The organism is Aerococcus urinaeequi (assembly GCF_001543205.1).
GTDB lineage: Bacteria > Bacillota > Bacilli > Lactobacillales > Aerococcaceae > Aerococcus > Aerococcus urinaeequi.
In genome coordinates this window covers 1,516,035-1,532,075 of the sequence record NZ_CP014162.1, presented here as the reverse complement: position 1 = coordinate 1,532,075, position 16,041 = coordinate 1,516,035, and the positions used below count along the sequence as shown (strand labels likewise).

Annotated in this window: 16 protein-coding genes; 1 reads left to right on the top strand and 15 read right to left on the bottom strand. The window is 40.2% G+C overall.

What is annotated here, in order from left to right:
• Positions 1-101: 101 nt before the first annotated feature.
• From thrS to AWM74_RS06985, 12 genes are all read right to left on the bottom strand, one after another.
• Positions 102-2,030 (bottom strand): threonine--tRNA ligase, encoded by a 1,929-nt coding sequence (gene thrS / locus AWM74_RS07040; RefSeq protein WP_026465435.1) that lies wholly within the window; start codon positions 2,028-2,030, stop codon positions 102-104.
• Positions 2,031-2,459: 429 nt separating this feature from the next.
• Positions 2,460-2,912: an Asp23/Gls24 family envelope stress response protein gene (locus AWM74_RS07035; RefSeq protein ID WP_016897719.1), complete on the bottom strand. Its 453-nt coding sequence runs from the start codon at positions 2,910-2,912 to the stop codon at positions 2,460-2,462.
• 94 nt (positions 2,913-3,006) lie between these two features.
• On the bottom strand, positions 3,007-3,213 hold the full coding sequence (locus tag AWM74_RS07030) for a DUF2273 domain-containing protein (RefSeq protein ID WP_016897720.1): 207 nt from the start codon (positions 3,211-3,213) through the stop codon (positions 3,007-3,009).
• Between the two features lie 44 nt (positions 3,214-3,257).
• Entirely contained in the window at positions 3,258-3,830 is a 573-nt protein-coding gene (gene amaP / locus AWM74_RS07025) for an alkaline shock response membrane anchor protein AmaP (RefSeq protein WP_016897721.1), read from the bottom strand.
• Between the two features lie 109 nt (positions 3,831-3,939).
• Positions 3,940-4,884 (bottom strand): primosomal protein DnaI, encoded by a 945-nt coding sequence (gene dnaI, locus AWM74_RS07020; RefSeq protein WP_003142001.1) that lies wholly within the window; start codon positions 4,882-4,884, stop codon positions 3,940-3,942.
• A gap of 2 nt (positions 4,885-4,886) precedes the next feature.
• The gene (locus AWM74_RS07015) at positions 4,887-6,437 is read right to left on the bottom strand and encodes a DnaD domain protein (RefSeq protein WP_026465437.1); all 1,551 of its coding nucleotides are present in this window, start codon (positions 6,435-6,437) and stop codon (positions 4,887-4,889) included.
• Between the two features lie 22 nt (positions 6,438-6,459).
• Positions 6,460-6,972 (bottom strand): transcriptional regulator NrdR, encoded by a 513-nt coding sequence (gene nrdR / locus AWM74_RS07010; RefSeq protein ID WP_026465438.1) that lies wholly within the window; start codon positions 6,970-6,972, stop codon positions 6,460-6,462.
• 79 nt (positions 6,973-7,051) lie between these two features.
• Positions 7,052-7,660 carry a dephospho-CoA kinase gene (gene coaE, locus AWM74_RS07005; RefSeq protein WP_026465439.1) on the bottom strand — a complete coding sequence of 203 codons (609 nt, stop codon included), beginning with the start codon at positions 7,658-7,660 and terminating at the stop codon, positions 7,052-7,054.
• A gap of 18 nt (positions 7,661-7,678) precedes the next feature.
• Positions 7,679-8,533, bottom strand: a complete 855-nt coding sequence (gene mutM, locus AWM74_RS07000; RefSeq protein ID WP_026465440.1) for a DNA-formamidopyrimidine glycosylase — start codon at positions 8,531-8,533, stop codon at positions 7,679-7,681.
• A 171-nt stretch (positions 8,534-8,704) separates the two neighbouring features.
• Positions 8,705-11,428 (bottom strand): DNA polymerase I, encoded by a 2,724-nt coding sequence (gene polA, locus AWM74_RS06995; protein ID WP_051218146.1) that lies wholly within the window; start codon positions 11,426-11,428, stop codon positions 8,705-8,707.
• Positions 11,379-11,924: a hotdog family protein gene (locus AWM74_RS06990; protein ID WP_034257964.1), complete on the bottom strand. Its 546-nt coding sequence runs from the start codon at positions 11,922-11,924 to the stop codon at positions 11,379-11,381. Before AWM74_RS06990 ends, polA begins: the two co-directional genes overlap by 50 nt.
• A 200-nt stretch (positions 11,925-12,124) precedes the next feature.
• Entirely contained in the window at positions 12,125-13,384 is a 1,260-nt protein-coding gene (locus AWM74_RS06985; protein ID WP_026465442.1) for an ArgE/DapE family deacylase, read from the bottom strand.
• Positions 13,385-13,660: 276 nt separating this feature from the next.
• Between AWM74_RS06985 and AWM74_RS06980 the strand changes: the two genes are divergently transcribed.
• Entirely contained in the window at positions 13,661-14,332 is a 672-nt protein-coding gene (locus AWM74_RS06980; RefSeq protein ID WP_026465443.1) for a histidine phosphatase family protein, read from the top strand.
• Positions 14,333-14,529: 197 nt separating this feature from the next.
• On the opposite strand, the gene AWM74_RS06975 is transcribed toward AWM74_RS06980, so the two are convergent.
• From AWM74_RS06975 to folB, 3 genes are read right to left on the bottom strand one after another with little or no spacing between them, the layout of a single operon-like run.
• Entirely contained in the window at positions 14,530-15,063 is a 534-nt protein-coding gene (locus AWM74_RS06975) for a dihydrofolate reductase family protein (RefSeq protein WP_034257968.1), read from the bottom strand.
• Positions 15,064-15,100: 37 nt separating this feature from the next.
• A complete protein-coding gene (folK, locus tag AWM74_RS06970) occupies positions 15,101-15,610 on the bottom strand; it encodes a 2-amino-4-hydroxy-6-hydroxymethyldihydropteridine diphosphokinase (protein WP_026465445.1) in 510 nt (169 codons plus the stop codon).
• Positions 15,611-15,612: 2 nt separating this feature from the next.
• Positions 15,613-16,032 (bottom strand): dihydroneopterin aldolase, encoded by a 420-nt coding sequence (gene folB, locus AWM74_RS06965; protein WP_016897734.1) that lies wholly within the window; start codon positions 16,030-16,032, stop codon positions 15,613-15,615.
• Positions 16,033-16,041: the final 9 nt, after the last annotated feature.

Below are 16,041 nucleotides of genomic sequence, written 5' to 3'. Positions count from 1 at the left end.
AATCTCAGCCTTCTTTTTTTAATTTGGGTTTATTTAGTCTAATTTTATTTGATTGGTCAAGACAATCTCTCATAAAAACGTTGTGTCGACTCTTACACCCTTTATTTATATGCTTTGATGTCTTGTTCTAATTGTGCTAAGAATTCATCAAATGGCATTGATGATGTTTCTTTAGAGCCATAGCGACGTACTGTTACTGTGTTTTCAGCTATTTCGTTGTCCCCAAATACTAATTGATATGGGATTTTTTGTGTTTGTGCTTCACGAATCTTGTAACCCATTTTTTCGTTACGATTATCCACCTCAACCCGCATACCAGCAGCCTTCATTCGACGACGGATTTCTTCAACATGGTCACCATGTGCGTCATCGTTAACTGGGATTAATTTCGCTTGAACTGGTGCTAACCAAGTTGGGAAGGCTCCTTTGTATTCTTCGATTAGGTAAGCTACGAAACGTTCCATTGTTGAAACGACACCACGGTGGATAACCACTGGACGGTGTGTATCTTGACCGTCTTGACCAACGTAAGTTAGGTCAAAGCGTTCTGGTAATAAGAAGTCTAATTGAACAGTAGACATTGTTTCTTCGTTACCTAAAGCAGTTTTCATTTGAACATCTAATTTAGGACCGTAGAACGCTGCTTCACCAATGGCTTCAAAATATTCTAAACCTAAGTCATCCATTGTTTCTTTTAGCATTGCTTGTGCTTTTTCCCACATTTCGTCATCATCAAAGTATTTATCCGTATTTTCTGGATCACGGTAAGATAAACGGAAGCGGTAGTCTGTAATATTAAAGTCATCATAGACTTGTTTGATTAATTGCAGTACTCGCGTAAATTCTTCTTTGATTTGGTCTGGACGTACAAAGATATGCGCATCATTTAAAGTCATTTCACGTACACGTTGTAAACCAGATAAAGCGCCTGACTTTTCATAACGGTGCATCATACCTAATTCCGCAATCCGAATTGGGAATTCACGATAAGAGTGAATATCATTTTTATAAACCATCATGTGATGTGGGCAGTTCATTGGACGTAAAACTAATTGTTCACCGTCACCCATATCCATTGGTGGATACATATCTTCATGGTAGTGGTCCCAGTGTCCAGAAGTTTTATAAAATTCAACATCTGCCATAATTGGTGTATACACATGCTCATAACCTAGTGATTCTTCTTTATCAACGATGTAACGTTCGATAATACGACGGATTGTAGCACCTTTTGGTAACCAGAATGGTAAACCAGAACCAACTTCAGGATTTACCATAAAGATATCTAATTCTTTACCTAATTTACGGTGGTCACGTTCTTTAGCTTCCTCACGCTGTTTGATGAACTCTTTCAAGTCACGTTTCTCAAAGAATGCTGTACCGTAAACACGTTGCATCATTTTGTTATCTGAGTTACCTCTCCAGTATGCACCGGCAACAGATAATAGTTTGAATTCTTTAATGTAACCAGTTGATGGTACATGGATTCCACGACAAAGGTCAGTGAATTCCCCTTGTGAGTATACTGTTAACGTTTCATCTTCTGGTAAATCTGCGATGATTTCTAATTTATATTCATCATCCGCAAAGATTTCATTCGCTTCAGCACGTGTCACTTCACGACGTTCAATTGGATAATTCTCTTTTACAATTTTAGCCATTTCAGCTTCAATTACTGGTAGATCTTCTTCAGTAATTTGTTTCTCTTGGTCCGTATCATAATAGTAACCTGTTTCAATGGCTGGACCGACACCAAATTTAATGCCTGGATACAAACGTTTCATCGCTTGCGCCATTAAATGGGCAGTAGAATGACGTAAGATACCTAATGCATCTTCATGTTTAGGGTCAACGATTTCAATCGCGCCACCTTCATTAATTGGGGCATTTAAGTCCACCAATTCACCGTCAATTTTAGCCGCTAATGCACGTTTTGCTAATGAGTTACTAATTGATGCAGCAACGTCACGACCAGTCACGCCTGCTTCGAATGATTTTTTAGCCCCATCTGGGAATACTAAGTCAATCATGTTTTTCCTCCTTTTTCCTTTTGAAAAATAAAAAAAGCCCCATCCTAGCCTATAAGACTAGAATGGGACGCTAATAAACAATATGCGTGGTTCCACCCAAGTTCGATAATATATGCAGGGCATACCTTATCCTCAATTGCTGATAATGGGGGCAACCCGTACACCTTATCACATGTGCATAATGCCATCTGTTTCGGTGCGATCTAAAGAGTGGTTCGCTATATGATCTTGCAAGTTTCTCACTAACCAACTTGTCCCTAATGTCCAATCCTAAAGCTTGTCTCTTATCATCGATATAGTTATCTGATTTCAAAATAAGTATAAGCATCGAGCCTATAATTGTCAAACAAAATTCATAAGAAACCGTTTCGCATAGACGATTTCAAGGAAAAAAGAGACGAGTGTAAATTCGCCTCCTTTAGGTGAAAATTATTGTACGCGTGAACCGTCAGTGTATTGACCACTTTGGTTTGCTTGACGACGTTGTTGTTCAGCTGCACGTTTTTGTTCATTTTGGTCACGTTCATACTCAGCTCGTGTTAACACGTCGTTTACGTTCATGTTCACTTCAACAACTGTTAAACCGGTCATTTGTTGAACGTTTTCTTTCACTGCTTTAGTCACTTTGTCAAAAGCGGCTGGAATATCTTTGCCATATTCAGCAATCACTTCAAGGTCTAAAGCTACTTCTTTTTTACCAACTTCTGCGCTAACACCTTTAGTTTCGTCTTCGCCGTTAGAGAAGAAGTTCATAATTCCTGAAGTAAAGTTACCTTTTAACTCTAAAATACCCTCAATGTTTTGAACTGTATAAAAAGCAATTTTTTCCAAAACACGGTTTTCAAAAGTTAAATCATTTGTGTGTTTTACGTTTTCTGACATGTAAAATACCCCATTTCTTTTATTATTAAATTATATAACCAATAAGTTTTAATTATCATAGCAAATTTATCTACTTAACTCAAACGATATGACGCTAAAAATTGAAAAATGAGAACCAGCTTCCTAAGTCAATTTGACCATCAAAATATGCCCCTGCAATGTATCCAATTACTGAGAATACTAGGATAAATAAGGCAGGTCCAAAACCTAACCACATCCACAGTAAACCAAAAATGAAAGCAATTAGTCCGCCAATAATACGATTTCTATATGGATACCAACTACGTGGTGGTTGTTTCATATGCTCTGTGCCCCCTATCAAAATTCGGTCCTATTTGACCAAGATTATCTAACGCGCGCCTGGTTTTGACCGCGACCTTGTTGGCTTACCTGGCTCGCATCATACGGTGCGGCAGATACTTTTACATTTTGAATATTTGTCCCTAAAACGCGTTCTGCACCAAGTCTTGCTTTTTCTGCGATTTGATCAGAAATCGCTTGAACTGCTTGATTTTTATCTGTAGCGTAATCAACAGTGACTTTAGTATTTTCTGGTTTGCGTCCAAATTTCACTGTCACATTTTTATTAGACGCTTCTTTCACATCTAATAACTCTTGGTGTACCGCATGTACAACTGTATCACGGTTTACTTTCACCTCACCAAAGTCATTAGCTACTTTCAAGGTACGTGATTTTGCTGGTGCGACCAATGCCCAAATTAAAGCAACCGCAAAATAAATAAATGCAAGTGCCAATAGCACAATGACCGTATTCACTAATATTTGATTAGACACAATATATTGGTCAACAAAGTCACTTACGTATGGTATTGGATAAATGACTGCAGCTGTTGCCACTACCGCTAATAAAACTAAGAGTGAAAATAGGATTTGAAGGAACTTTCTCAATCCACCCATTCACTCACCTCCTTCATCTAGCTTCTATATATGATATAAGTATAGCTTATCATTTTAAAGTTAAGTGTACAAATATTTTGCTGTGAAAATGGCAATAAAAAAGAAGGTATTAACCGTTACGACGGTCTCTACCTCCAACTGTAATTTCTTCACTTAAATACTTGATTCTTTCCATGATACGAGCTGATTTTGCCACATCTACCCCTTCTCTAGTCGTTGTTAGGAATTCTTCCAACTCTGCCATTGAGAAATTAGAGGTAAAGAAAGTCGATAACTGCTCTTGCATCCGGTATTGCAAAATAACACCCAGCACATCATCGCGGACCCATTCACTATTAGATTCAGCACCAATATCATCTAACACTAGCACTTGCGCCTGCTTAATTTCATTCACTCTTTGGTCAACAGTGTTGGTCCGGATACGTGATTTCAGATCTACTAACAATTCTGGGTAATGTACCAAGGTAGATTTGACCCCATGCTCAGCCAAAGTATTGACTAAAGCAGCCAGGATATGGGTTTTCCCAACCCCAAATTGCCCGTGTAGATACAAACCCTTATGATAGGCATTTGGCTTACTGGTATAGGCTGAAATAAATTGTAGACTCTTTTGAATCGCTTCAAATCGGTCTTGATAGTCATCTTTCGTCATCTTTTCAAAAGAAGCTGACCGCAGACTTTTCGGCATTGAGACCATAGTCACCCGCTTGTTCAATTCTTCGGCCTCTTGTTGTTGGATAAAGGCTTCAGTTGGATGATAATCCACATCGATAAAGTTCACGTTCATAATCAAATTTGGCGCATATTGGACGAATTTCTTTTGGCCCAAAGCATCATTGCCGTTCTCGCGCGCAAACTCATATAATTTTGAAAAAGATTTCTTCACGATTTCATCTTCAAAGGTTAATTGATGTTTGGCAAGAAAAGCCTGGACATCCGGATCACTTTGAACAATGCCTTCAATTTTTGCTTGTCGCTCTTTGAACATGGGGTTGCGGTTGAACTGCTGTTTTAAGGAGTCCCCCACATTTTTCATTTGGTTGTTGTCAGCCATACTTACTCACCTTCTTTTTGATTTAATGAATGCAGTAATTGTTGAATTTCTGCTTCTTGCGCACTTAAGGATGCCTTATTTTCTTGCTTGACTGCCGTGTCTTGCTTAGGCCCTTCTTGGTCACCTGTCTTTGGCGCCACCACTGGTTTTTGATATTTATCCTGTCTTGAATCAGGGTCTAACCATTTTGGTTTAACCGACTGCTTCTGCGTCTGATAACGACCTTTAGCCATCCGGTTTTTTTGCCGTTTTTCATAATTTTCAGCACTCTTCTGTTTACGTTGCTTCAAGTATAACATGGCTTCTTCAGGCTCAACCACCTTGTTTTGACGCCAGTCATCCGCAACACTCTCTAGGTATGAGCGCGTCAGCCGGTTCTGTTCCAACTCGATCAAACAGAATTGCACCATCACATTTAAGGTCGCCGGCTGAATCACTTCTAACTGGATTAACTCAGTAATGGCGTTCCCCTCAGACTTAGTCAGATAGCCGCCTTTTTGTTCCTTAATTGATTTGGCAAAGGCAATTGGTGGATAAGACCTAGCCAATTTAGAAAATGACAACTCTTCTTTTGAGAGCCCTTTCCCTAGCCAATGTTGATCAGCTTGGTCTGCCTGCTGGCGGCCTCTGGCCTCTGAAACTGTAATCCGGTCCGTTAAACCGCTACTAGTCCCTTGTGTAGATGCCTTTGCTGGCTGAACATTGCTTATACCTGTTTGACTGCTCGATTTGTCTAAAGCCAGGCGCTGCAACTTGCGTACGTCAATCGTATTGGTCCTTAAATCAGTCGCTGATAAGGCCAATTCTTTCAAGTCCACCTCATCAAAACCATAGAGTTGATGTAAGGATACAAACATCTCGTTCACTTCAGCTGTAATAGCTTTTTCAGAGATGAATGACGATTGCAGCAACTCTTTTAAGGCGTTCATATCTAAGGTTGAACTAGTGATTGTAGTTGCCTTAGTTTGACTATTTTTAGCTACCAACTTATCCTCAATCTCATCCGAAATGGGATAGTATTGACTTGGTAATCGGTAGACATCTTGGAAAGTAGCGGTCACTTCCGTCCAATCTCCTGATTTCAAGTCTACTGGCATTTTGATTGAAAACTTGTCTAGCATCAATTGATAGCGGTCTTGACCCAACCGGCCCATTAAAAGACTAGACATAATCGGGTCAGAGAAAATGTGCTTAGAATCCAAAGGTGCTTGCAATTGATAAATCGTCGTCACATCATCTTGATTTTGATGACTACTTTTTTCAAAAACTTGTAATAAGCCAATTGCTTCAAGTTGCCGTCTGGCCTTCACGTATTGCTCCTTACCAGCCACCATTTGTTCCATCAAATCGAAGTGGCGCAAAGGGATTGAGGCAAAGTCAGACAGTTGAATATTGGCATATAAAGTCTGGTAAAAGGCGTAAGCAGTGCCGCCAATAATGGGTTGGTATAAATGAAGTAGGACTTGCTGGTCAATATCTGAAATCCAGTGGGGTTGGGTAATTTGAACAAGCCCTTTTGGATCTAAATTTTGCCATGGGTATGTCACTGGCATTACCCTCCCTTCTATGAAATATTTAGTCTTCTACATGATCTTGGTTCGATTCTTCAGGTTTCGCATCGCCTTCACCCTGGTCATTCCGCCCTCTTAACCGTTCGATTTCTCTTAGGAAAACAGTCGGATCCTCAAATTGTCTGTATACGCTAGCATAACGAATATAAGCCACTTCATCAATATCTGGTAAAGCCGCCATCAACAATTCCCCAATTTCAGAAGCTGGTACCTCATTTTGGCTACGAGACCGCAACTCAGATTCAACATCATTGGCTACCTGTTCAAGTTGGTCAGCTGATACAGGACGCTTTTCAGCAGAGCGGATCAGGCCACGCAAAACTTTCTCATGAGAAAACTCTTCTCTAGTTCCGTCACGTTTAACGACTAATAAGGGTGTTCGTTCGATGCGCTCGAAAGTGGTAAAACGGGCGCCACAGTCTAAGCACTCTCGACGTCGACGAATAGAGGTATTATTCTCCGCTGGTCGACTATCAATTACTTTTAAATTGGTTGAAGTACAATTTGGACATTGCATATATTTGACACCTCTGCTTTCAATTTTAATATACTTGAATTATTGCTCGGTTTATTATAGCACAAAGGCTATTAAACCACTATTTTAGCGGTTGAAAACCAGAGATGCCGACCCATGCATCCAATTGTTGTTCAGTCTCTGCAATAGATCCCGAATTATCAATCACCACATCCGCCATCATGGCTTTTCGTTCAATGGACATTTGACTAGTCATTCGTTGAAAAGCATCAACTGAAGTTAAGTTATCCCGCTGCATTAACCGGTCTAATTGGATGGTTTCTGACACATAAATAACCATCACCTGGTCACATGCATCCATGAAATCTCCTTCAAATAATAAAGGAATGTCCATGACAATCAGTTCATGTCCTTCTGCTTCATACTTGTCTTTTTGACTGTTTAACCAGTCGCGAATAGGTTGGTGTAACAATTCATTCAGCTTCTCTCGTTTCTTATCATCTGAGAAGATAATTTGGCCTAGTTTTTTACGGTCTAAAACCCCATTTGGAAAGACAATATCCTCTCCAAAATGCGCTTTAACCGCTTCTAAGCCTGGTTGTCCTGGTTCAACAACCACCCGCGCTCCGTAATCTGCATCGATGACTGGAAACCCGGCTTTCTTAAAAAATTTACTTGCTGTTGATTTACCTGTGGCAATACTGCCGGTTAGTCCTAAAATATGACTCATAGTGCCTCCATTTTACGTTTAAATAGATGATGTAGTGTTTTTAACTGAAAGGTGAATGCGCTGGCAATGTGGACAGAAATGCGTCCCTCTTTTAGCCACGCTAATTTTCTCAATCTCAGTGCCGCATCGTGGACAGGGTTGGCTCTTCTTCCCGTAGACCTTTAAATAATCGGCATAATGACCATTCTCACCGAAGGTATTGGTATAGGTTCGAATCGTTGTCCCACCAACTTCAATAGCTGACGCCATAATCCTACGACTCTCAGTGATAATGGCTTGAATTTCCTCGTCGTATAATGATCTAGCGCTTTGTTCAGGGTGGATTTTCGCTGCAAATAAGATTTCATCCGCATAAATATTGCCAATTCCTGCAATAACCCCTTGGTCTAAAAGAACTGCCTTGATGGGTCTTATTGTCTTATCAAAACGCTTTTGCAGATAATCAAAGGTTAAATCTTCTGGCTCAGGACCTAATTTCAACTTGGCAATCTCTGCTTCAGTATCCGCCTTTTCAACCATATGAATCCGGCCAAACTTCCGAACATCTCTGTAACGAAGGTCATGACCGTCAGTCAGATGACAAATAACATGGGTATATTGGTCTACCGGGCAATCCGTTGGGTCATATAGGTACTTGCCTTCCATCCGTAAATGGGCAATCCATGTTACATCAGTCCAATAGAAAAGTAAAAATTTTCCTACTCGACCTACTTTCTCTAATTGCTGGCCTGGCATCCGGCTCTCAAAGGCCTCCACGCCACCTTCTGCTTGAATAATTCTTGGCCAAGTCACTGTCACAGACGATACTGTCTTACCAATAACAATTTCTTCTAGACCGCGTCGAACCGTTTCCACTTCGGGCATTTCTGGCATCACTACACCACTTTCTAATTTCTCTTCTTCATACCATTCTAATGCAAAACCTGCCTATTGAAAAGACAAGTAGGAGGTAAAGCTTGCAAGATATCTGCCATCCTTATCCATTTTATTTCAAAGGCTAGAAAAGAGGTGTCAGTCTATTTTAACTGCACCTCTTTTGATTCATTATTTTGCTTCGTACCAAGTTGCACCGTAATTAGATTCAATTTCTAATGGCACATCTAGTTGGGCTGCTGACCCCATGATTTCAGTCACTAATTTTTCTAATGTCTCAATTTCATCTTTTGGCACTTCAAAGACCAACTCATCATGGATTTGTAATAATAGATTGGCTTTTAACTTATGTTCTTTTAACGCTTCATCCATCTTCACCATGGCTATTTTAATGATATCCGCCGCCGTCCCTTGAATTGGCGTATTCATGGCATTACGTTCAGCAAATGAACGTACGTTAAAGTTCTTCGACTTCAAATCAGGTAGGTAGCGACGACGGTTGAATAAGGTTTCTACATAACCATCTTCTTTGGCTTTCTCTACAACATCCTTCATGTAAGCTTGAACACCTGGATAGTTTTCCAAGTAAGTATCAATAAAGTTCTTAGCTTCTGGGCGAGAGATATTCAAGTTTTGGCTCAAACCATAGTCAGAAATTCCATAGACAATCCCGAAGTTTACCGCCTTGGCATTTCGTCTCATGTTAGACGTCACCTCTTCTTTAGCCACATTGTAGACTTTCATAGCTGTTGAAGTATGGATATCTTCTTGGTTGTTGAAGGCTTCCTGCATGTGCTTGTCACCAGAAATATGGGCCAACACCCGTAATTCAATTTGTGAGTAGTCACTTGAAAAAATAACCCAGTCTTCGTGACTTGGCACAAAGGCTTTACGAATGCTCCGACCTTCTTCAGAACGAATTGGAATATTTTGTAAGTTTGGATCAGCCGATGATAAACGACCTGTTGATGTTAAGGTTTGTTGGAAACGAGAGTGAATTTTACCATCCTCGTGGATAAACTCTTGTAACCCTTCAACATAAGTCGATTGCAATTTATTCAATTGACGGTAGTTTAAAATCAAGTCGATAATTGGTGCTTGGCCAGCCAATTTTTCCAAAACATCCTGGGCTGTTGAATAACCAGTCTTCGTTTTCTTAATCACCGGTAAGCCCATTTCTTCAAATAGGATAACCCCTAATTGCTTAGGTGAATTCACATTGAATTCGTGGCCTGCTTCTTTCCAGATATTGGCTTCAAGGCCGTCAATAATCTCTTGGAATTCAGCCTGCATAGTGACTAATTGTTGTTTATCCACTGAAATCCCTAAAATTTCAAGGTTTGCTAATACTAAAGCCAATGGTAACTCCATTTTTTGGTACAAGTCATCCATTTGGTTGGCTTCTAATTGCGGGCGAATGGTTTCTTGTAAACGTGCGATAATATGCACTTTACGGGCAATATGTTCGTACATGGTTTCAGCTTCTTCAGGTACGCCTCGTTTAGCCCCTTTGCCATAAATAGACTCATCATAAGACAAGTCATCCATATCAAATTCGCGTGCCACTTCAGCCAAGTCGTTAGAATTGTCGCGGGCATGTAATAAATACGACCCGATTAAGACGTCATCCACAACCCCTGCAAAGTCGATGCCTACATAGTCCAGCATGACCTTTGTTCGTTTGGCATCAAAGACTACTTTTGTGACTTGCTCATCCGACAACCATGATTTAAATAAATCAGCCTGTAGTAAGCTAGCATCTCCAGTAAAGATTTCACTACCGTTCGTCCATGCAACAGCCACAACCTCTGAATCATGGTAGTTTTTACTCAAGTTTTCAAGGTAAATCGCATACCCATCCGCTGCAGCCACACCTGGGAAATGGTCCACTGTTAAATCCTCAGCAGACGCCACATGCGTATAAGTAACCTCTTCCCAATCTTCTGTCAACAAGTCCGCCTGGTCTGAATTTTCCAATAAACGAGACATAAAGCCATTAAAGTTCATATCCTTATAAAATGACATCAGCGGTTCAAGCTGTTTGCCTTTATAAGGTAACTCAGCTAATTCAATTTTCACAGGTGCGTCCAGTTCAATCCGCGCCAACTTTTTAGACAGAATCGCATTGTCCTTTTCGTTGATCAGATTTTCTTTACGCTTCGATTTCTTCATATCGTCAATTTGCTCATACATCGCTTCCATTGACCCATATTCATGTAATAATTTTAGGGCTGTCTTTTCACCAATCCCTGATACACCAGGGTAGTTATCTGAAGAATCCCCCATTAACCCCTTCATATCAATGATTTGTTCAGGCGTAATCCCCATATCTTCCATAATCGAAGCTGGCGTATAAGATGCTAATTCAGATACCCCTTTTTTAGTGATATCTACTCGGACATTGTCACGTGCCAATTGCGTTAAATCCTTGTCCCCAGAAATCACGACAACATCAAATTCTTCAGGGTCTACTTTAGTCGCAAAAGTCCCGATAATGTCGTCCGCTTCATAGTTAGTCAACTCATAATGCGCAACCCCAAAGGCATCTAGGAGCACATTGAAAAATGGCATTTGCTCTCTAAACTCAGATGGTGTTGATTGACGCCCACCTTTATATTCATCAAAGAATTCGTTTCTAAACGTCGTTTTACCTGCGTCCCACGCCACCAAGGCATGCGTCGGCTGTTCTTTTTCCAAGATATTATTCATCATTTCATGAAAAGCAAACAAGGCATTGGTATGCATACCATTCTTGTTTACGAATGAATCGATATTATGGATGGCAAAGAAAGAACGAAAAGCCAGAGATGACCCGTCAAATAAGACAAGCTTCTTCTTTTCTTTATTAGTACTCAATTGAGTCGCCTCCTGAAATTCGTTGGAATACACCTGCATCAATCGTTTCAGCGTCATTTTGTAGGTGCTCTAGTGGTGGTAAAACAGTCAACATGGCATCTAGGACACGGTCGTCACCAGTCGTATTGGTAAATTTTCCAATACAGTGAATCGTCACGAATTGCTTCAATTCTTCTACACGGATAACCTCAAATTCAAAGGTAATAATTGAGTTATGTGGAATAGAGTGGATGATATTGATATTCATTTCAACTAAACGAGAACCTGGGCCAGGGAAGTTCATCGATACTGTACGCGTAATAATCCCCATCAAGGCGATTGGTGGTACAACAACTTCACCTGGAGTCAGGCCTGCTTTATGTGACGTTTGATGTAGGTATGCCGGGTTCGAGTCTGAGGTAACCCCCATGTATAACAAGACATCTCGCTCTCTAATCGATTCAGTTACACGGAAAGTGTCACCAACTTTGATAGCTTGAAGGGTTTTACCCATTGCAGCTTGTTCTTGCGTCTCTTCTAAATTATGTTCTACCATATTCAATACACCCCTACGCTTATTTTATGATCATGTCATTTCCAACGATTATTTGTTGCGAAAAAAAGCAACAGTCTCTTTCATATTTTATCAAAGAAAATGGATATATGCGACAAATACAATAGTATGGTAGTAGATACCATTGTACCGGCTGCATAAAAAAGCTATGACCAGAATGTCATAGCTTTTTTAAACCAGTTTTATTTGTTTTCTAAATAAGTGGCTAACAAGTCAATGTATAAGTTGACGAATGTTAGATACTCGTCCTTGTCCACGTATTCATCAATTTGATGTGATGTTGTTGATCCTGGGCCAAAGATGATGATTGGGTAGCCTGCTGGTTTGTTAGCAACAAAGTTTGCCCCATCCGTACCACCTGTCATTGGCACAACTTCCAAGTCTTGGTTTAGGTAAGTAGCACCTAATGATTTGGTTAATTGGACCAAGTCTGAATTAACCCCGCCATTTAGTGGTTTTAAGTCTAGGGTTAATTGTAGGTCGAAGTCAGCCCCTTTATCCAAGAATTCTTGGTAAACTTCAGAAAATACACCTTTAACTGCTTCGTTGTCGAATTCAGGTACCGTACGGATGTTGAAGACAACTTCTGCGTGGTCAGGAATGGTATTCACTTGGTCACCACCACGGAATACAGTCACGTTAAAGGTTGGCTGTTTCAATAATTGGTCTAATTCTTGGTTACCAGCGTCGTCACCTTCAACTGCCCCGTATAAATTCAATACTGGTGAGAAGTCTAATTGACCAAAGCTGATATCTTTTGTCGCTTCTTTGAATGCCTGTTTGAAGGCTAAAGCAAAGTCCATCAATGGGTCAATGGCGTTGATGCCGCCACGTGGTCTAGATGAATGAACAGATTTACCGCGTGATGACACCACAAAGTTCATTGAACCCTTGTGAGATGGGTGAATCATCCCTGTTGTTGGTTCACCAATCACTATAGCATCAACGTCAGATACATAACCTGCTTCTTCTAGTTGGATTGAACCGACAGCCCCATTTTCCTCGTTGTAAGTAGCTAACAGGCGTAAAGTTCCGCGTTCTAATAATCCTTGTTCTTTAATTTCGATCATAGCGATCACTAAGGCAGCCAATCCACCTTTCATATCTGTGGATCCACGGCCGAATAGTTTCCCGTCACGCTCAGTCAATGTGTAAGGATCAGACGTCCAAGCCTCCGCATTCCCTGCAGATACGACATCCATATGACCAGAGATTGCTAATACTGGCGAACCAGATCCGATTTCAGCTACCAAGTTGGCACGACCAGGAATCCCTGTTGGAATCACCTTAGAATCGATTCCATACTCACCTAGTAGGGTTGCAAGATAATTAGCCACATCTTCCTCATTGCGGTCAACCGTCTCGATTGCCACAATATCACTTAAAATTTTAATTTTTTCTTCATCAGTAAATACTTTTGCTACTTTTGTCAAAAAGAACACTCCTCATTTTTCTGCCATTTCCTCCGGCATTCATCATATATCCTCCATTTTAGCACGAATTTTTGCCCACGAATAACAAATTGCCCACGAGATTTCAATCAGGAGTGTTCGTTTTTATTGAACTAAGTATGCGAATAACTCTCTCAACTAATTGAATCAAGATTTGGGTTAATAAGATCATATATCATCATTATTATGGAAATCGTTTTCATAAATCGTTTATTATGCTAGAATGAAGTTAACATCAAATACCAAAACACGAGAGGAGTGAATATTATGGCAGCTATCCATTATTACTTTGTCCGTCATGGTGAAACGACGGCCAATGCAGACCAACGCGTCCAAGGATGGGCAGATTCACCAGTTACACGTGTCGGCATGCGTGTAGTCGACCAAGTAGCCGAAACCCTAGCAGATGTGCCCTTTGACCTAGCCTATTCCAGTGATTTAGACCGGTGTATTGAAACAGGTGAGCGCATCTTAATGAAACAAGAAAATGATATCCAACTATTCCCAGTTGAAGGCTTTAGAGAGTACAACTTCGGTGGTTTAGAAGATCAAGATATCGAGAAAGTATGGCCAAAATCCATTAGTCAATTAGTGGACGACATGCGGATCAACCAAATCCCTTCCACCCAATACGTCCCACTCATCATCGAAAACCTTGTGGACCGAGATGAAGAAGGTAATTCTGAAGACTTTATCACCTTCTGGAACCGGATTGAAGAAGCTATGTTGGATATCCATGACGACGCCCTAGAAGTCCGCATGGAAACCCAAAAGAAAGACATCCACGTCTTAATCGTCAGCCATGACATGCCCATTCGCTTCTTCCTACATGAAGTCCTACCAGAATTCGACCTAAAAGAAGAATTAGAATACGGCCATTATGCCCATGTCGTTTATACCAAAGGTGCCTACGAACTAGAAGAATTTAACCAAGTGTAATTGTTATGCAATTCATTTCATAAAAATTAAAAAGGTGTGGTTTACTATTGAACCATACCTTTTAATTTTTGGATAAATAAACAAATTATAGCGTCAAAACAATTATTAAAATATATCTTCCTAATATTGATACAGTAGAAATGTGTATTTAACCTTCTTCACTTCTAAAACAAACAAAATAATTTATTCGTATTTATTTAACGTCTGTGATAAATATGAATGGTTAATCCACCCATCACATCAACTTGGTCTAGTTGTAAAGGTATACTTTCATCTAATTCGTAAAATAAAGGTTTACCTTTACCTAAAATAATCGGTACGGTCCCGATAATGTACTCATCTATCGCATTAGCTGCCATAAATGGCTTCAATACAATTCCCCCGCCATATAGGTAAATATGGTGGCCTTGCTTTTTCTTAGCCATCATTAATTTCACTATTTGGCCTGGTTTAACAAAATGGATATTACCTTCATTAGGGCGTTTTTCATTTGTAACCACGTAAATCGTTTTACTTGGGAAATCTGTTGCAAAGCCAATTTTATAAGACTGGTGTCCCATGACAATAATGTCATAAGCCTCAAAAAAGGCTTCGAGTGAATACGGGGAATCACTCGTTGAGATGTCTTTTAAGTGAGGACCTGGTATACCTTCAATAAAACCAAACTGATCATCTAAGTCAGCGATATACCCATCTACGCTCTGTACAATACTTAAGGCAATTTTACCCATGATTTTCCCCTTTCTAATAAGCATTTATTTTCAATGGTTATAAATCTAGTGACAATCCTGAAATCCGGACATCATCTTTTTCAGCTTGTGGTAATGCATCTCGTAATGCAGAAACTGTTTTGTTCAGGTGCGGAACTTGCCATTGACCAACAATATCAGCAGCCGGACATAAGACAAAAGCCCGTTCATGCATACGCGGATGCGGTACTAGTAAGTCTGATGTGTCAATAATCTCTTCATCGATGAGCAAGATATCCACATCGATAGTACGAGGGCCATTTTTAATGGTCCGAACTCGTTTTTGGTCTTGTTCAATGCTTTGACAAAAAGCCAATAAATCAGCTGCTGTTAAATCAGTTTGGATATGCACAACCATATTCAAAAAGTCCTCTTGATCAAGGTAGCCTTTGGGGACTGTTTCATAGATTGGCGAAGTTGCCACTACTTTAATCCCTTCATTTTGCTTAAAGGCTGTCACTGCATTTTTCAAGTGGTCAAGTCGTGGTTGAATGTTAGACCCTAAAGCGATTAATACGTCTGATTGCATCTTTATTTCACCTCATTCATCTGGTTTATCTGCTCCATCTTATTAAACCAGGTCCGGTCTCGTTGTATTTCAATGGCTACACTGTCATAAATCCCGCGAATGGGTGGATCAGGTTTCACCACTTTGATGGTCACTTCTTCAACGAGTGGAAAGTCCCCTAAAATCCGCATGGCTAACTTGTGGGCTAATCGTTCCAATAATTTAGCGGGTGCTTCATGTACGACAACATCTTCTATAACCGTATAGACATCGGCGTAGGAAACTGAATCATACATATCATCTGACTGGCCAGCTGGCGCCAAGTCCACCGCTAGAACTGCATCCACATTAAACCGTTGTCCTAAGGCCGTTTCTTCAGCCAACAAGCCGTGGTTGGCGTAAAATTGCAGGTTATTCAAATAAATTTTATCCCTTGTAGCCATCAGAACCCC

Coding starts and splice junctions, on each gene's coding strand:
- thrS (WP_026465435.1), bottom strand. CDS start 2,030: ATGATTGACTTAGTATTCCCAGATGGGGCTAAAAAATCATTCGAAGCA.
- AWM74_RS07035 (WP_016897719.1), bottom strand. CDS start 2,912: ATGTCAGAAAACGTAAAACACACAAATGATTTAACTTTTGAAAACCGT.
- AWM74_RS07030 (WP_016897720.1), bottom strand. CDS start 3,213: ATGAAACAACCACCACGTAGTTGGTATCCATATAGAAATCGTATTATT.
- amaP (WP_016897721.1), bottom strand. CDS start 3,830: ATGGGTGGATTGAGAAAGTTCCTTCAAATCCTATTTTCACTCTTAGTT.
- dnaI (WP_003142001.1), bottom strand. CDS start 4,884: ATGGCTGACAACAACCAAATGAAAAATGTGGGGGACTCCTTAAAACAG.
- AWM74_RS07015 (WP_026465437.1), bottom strand. CDS start 6,437: ATGCCAGTGACATACCCATGGCAAAATTTAGATCCAAAAGGGCTTGTT.
- nrdR (WP_026465438.1), bottom strand. CDS start 6,972: ATGCAATGTCCAAATTGTACTTCAACCAATTTAAAAGTAATTGATAGT.
- coaE (WP_026465439.1), bottom strand. CDS start 7,660: ATGAGTCATATTTTAGGACTAACCGGCAGTATTGCCACAGGTAAATCA.
- mutM (WP_026465440.1), bottom strand. CDS start 8,533: ATGCCAGAAATGCCCGAAGTGGAAACGGTTCGACGCGGTCTAGAAGAA.
- polA (WP_051218146.1), bottom strand. CDS start 11,428: ATGCAGGTGTATTCCAACGAATTTCAGGAGGCGACTCAATTGAGTACT.
- AWM74_RS06990 (WP_034257964.1), bottom strand. CDS start 11,924: ATGGTAGAACATAATTTAGAAGAGACGCAAGAACAAGCTGCAATGGGT.
- AWM74_RS06980 (WP_026465443.1), top strand. CDS start 13,661: ATGGCAGCTATCCATTATTACTTTGTCCGTCATGGTGAAACGACGGCC.
- AWM74_RS06975 (WP_034257968.1), bottom strand. CDS start 15,063: ATGGGTAAAATTGCCTTAAGTATTGTACAGAGCGTAGATGGGTATATC.
- folK (WP_026465445.1), bottom strand. CDS start 15,610: ATGCAATCAGACGTATTAATCGCTTTAGGGTCTAACATTCAACCACGA.
- folB (WP_016897734.1), bottom strand. CDS start 16,032: ATGGCTACAAGGGATAAAATTTATTTGAATAACCTGCAATTTTACGCC.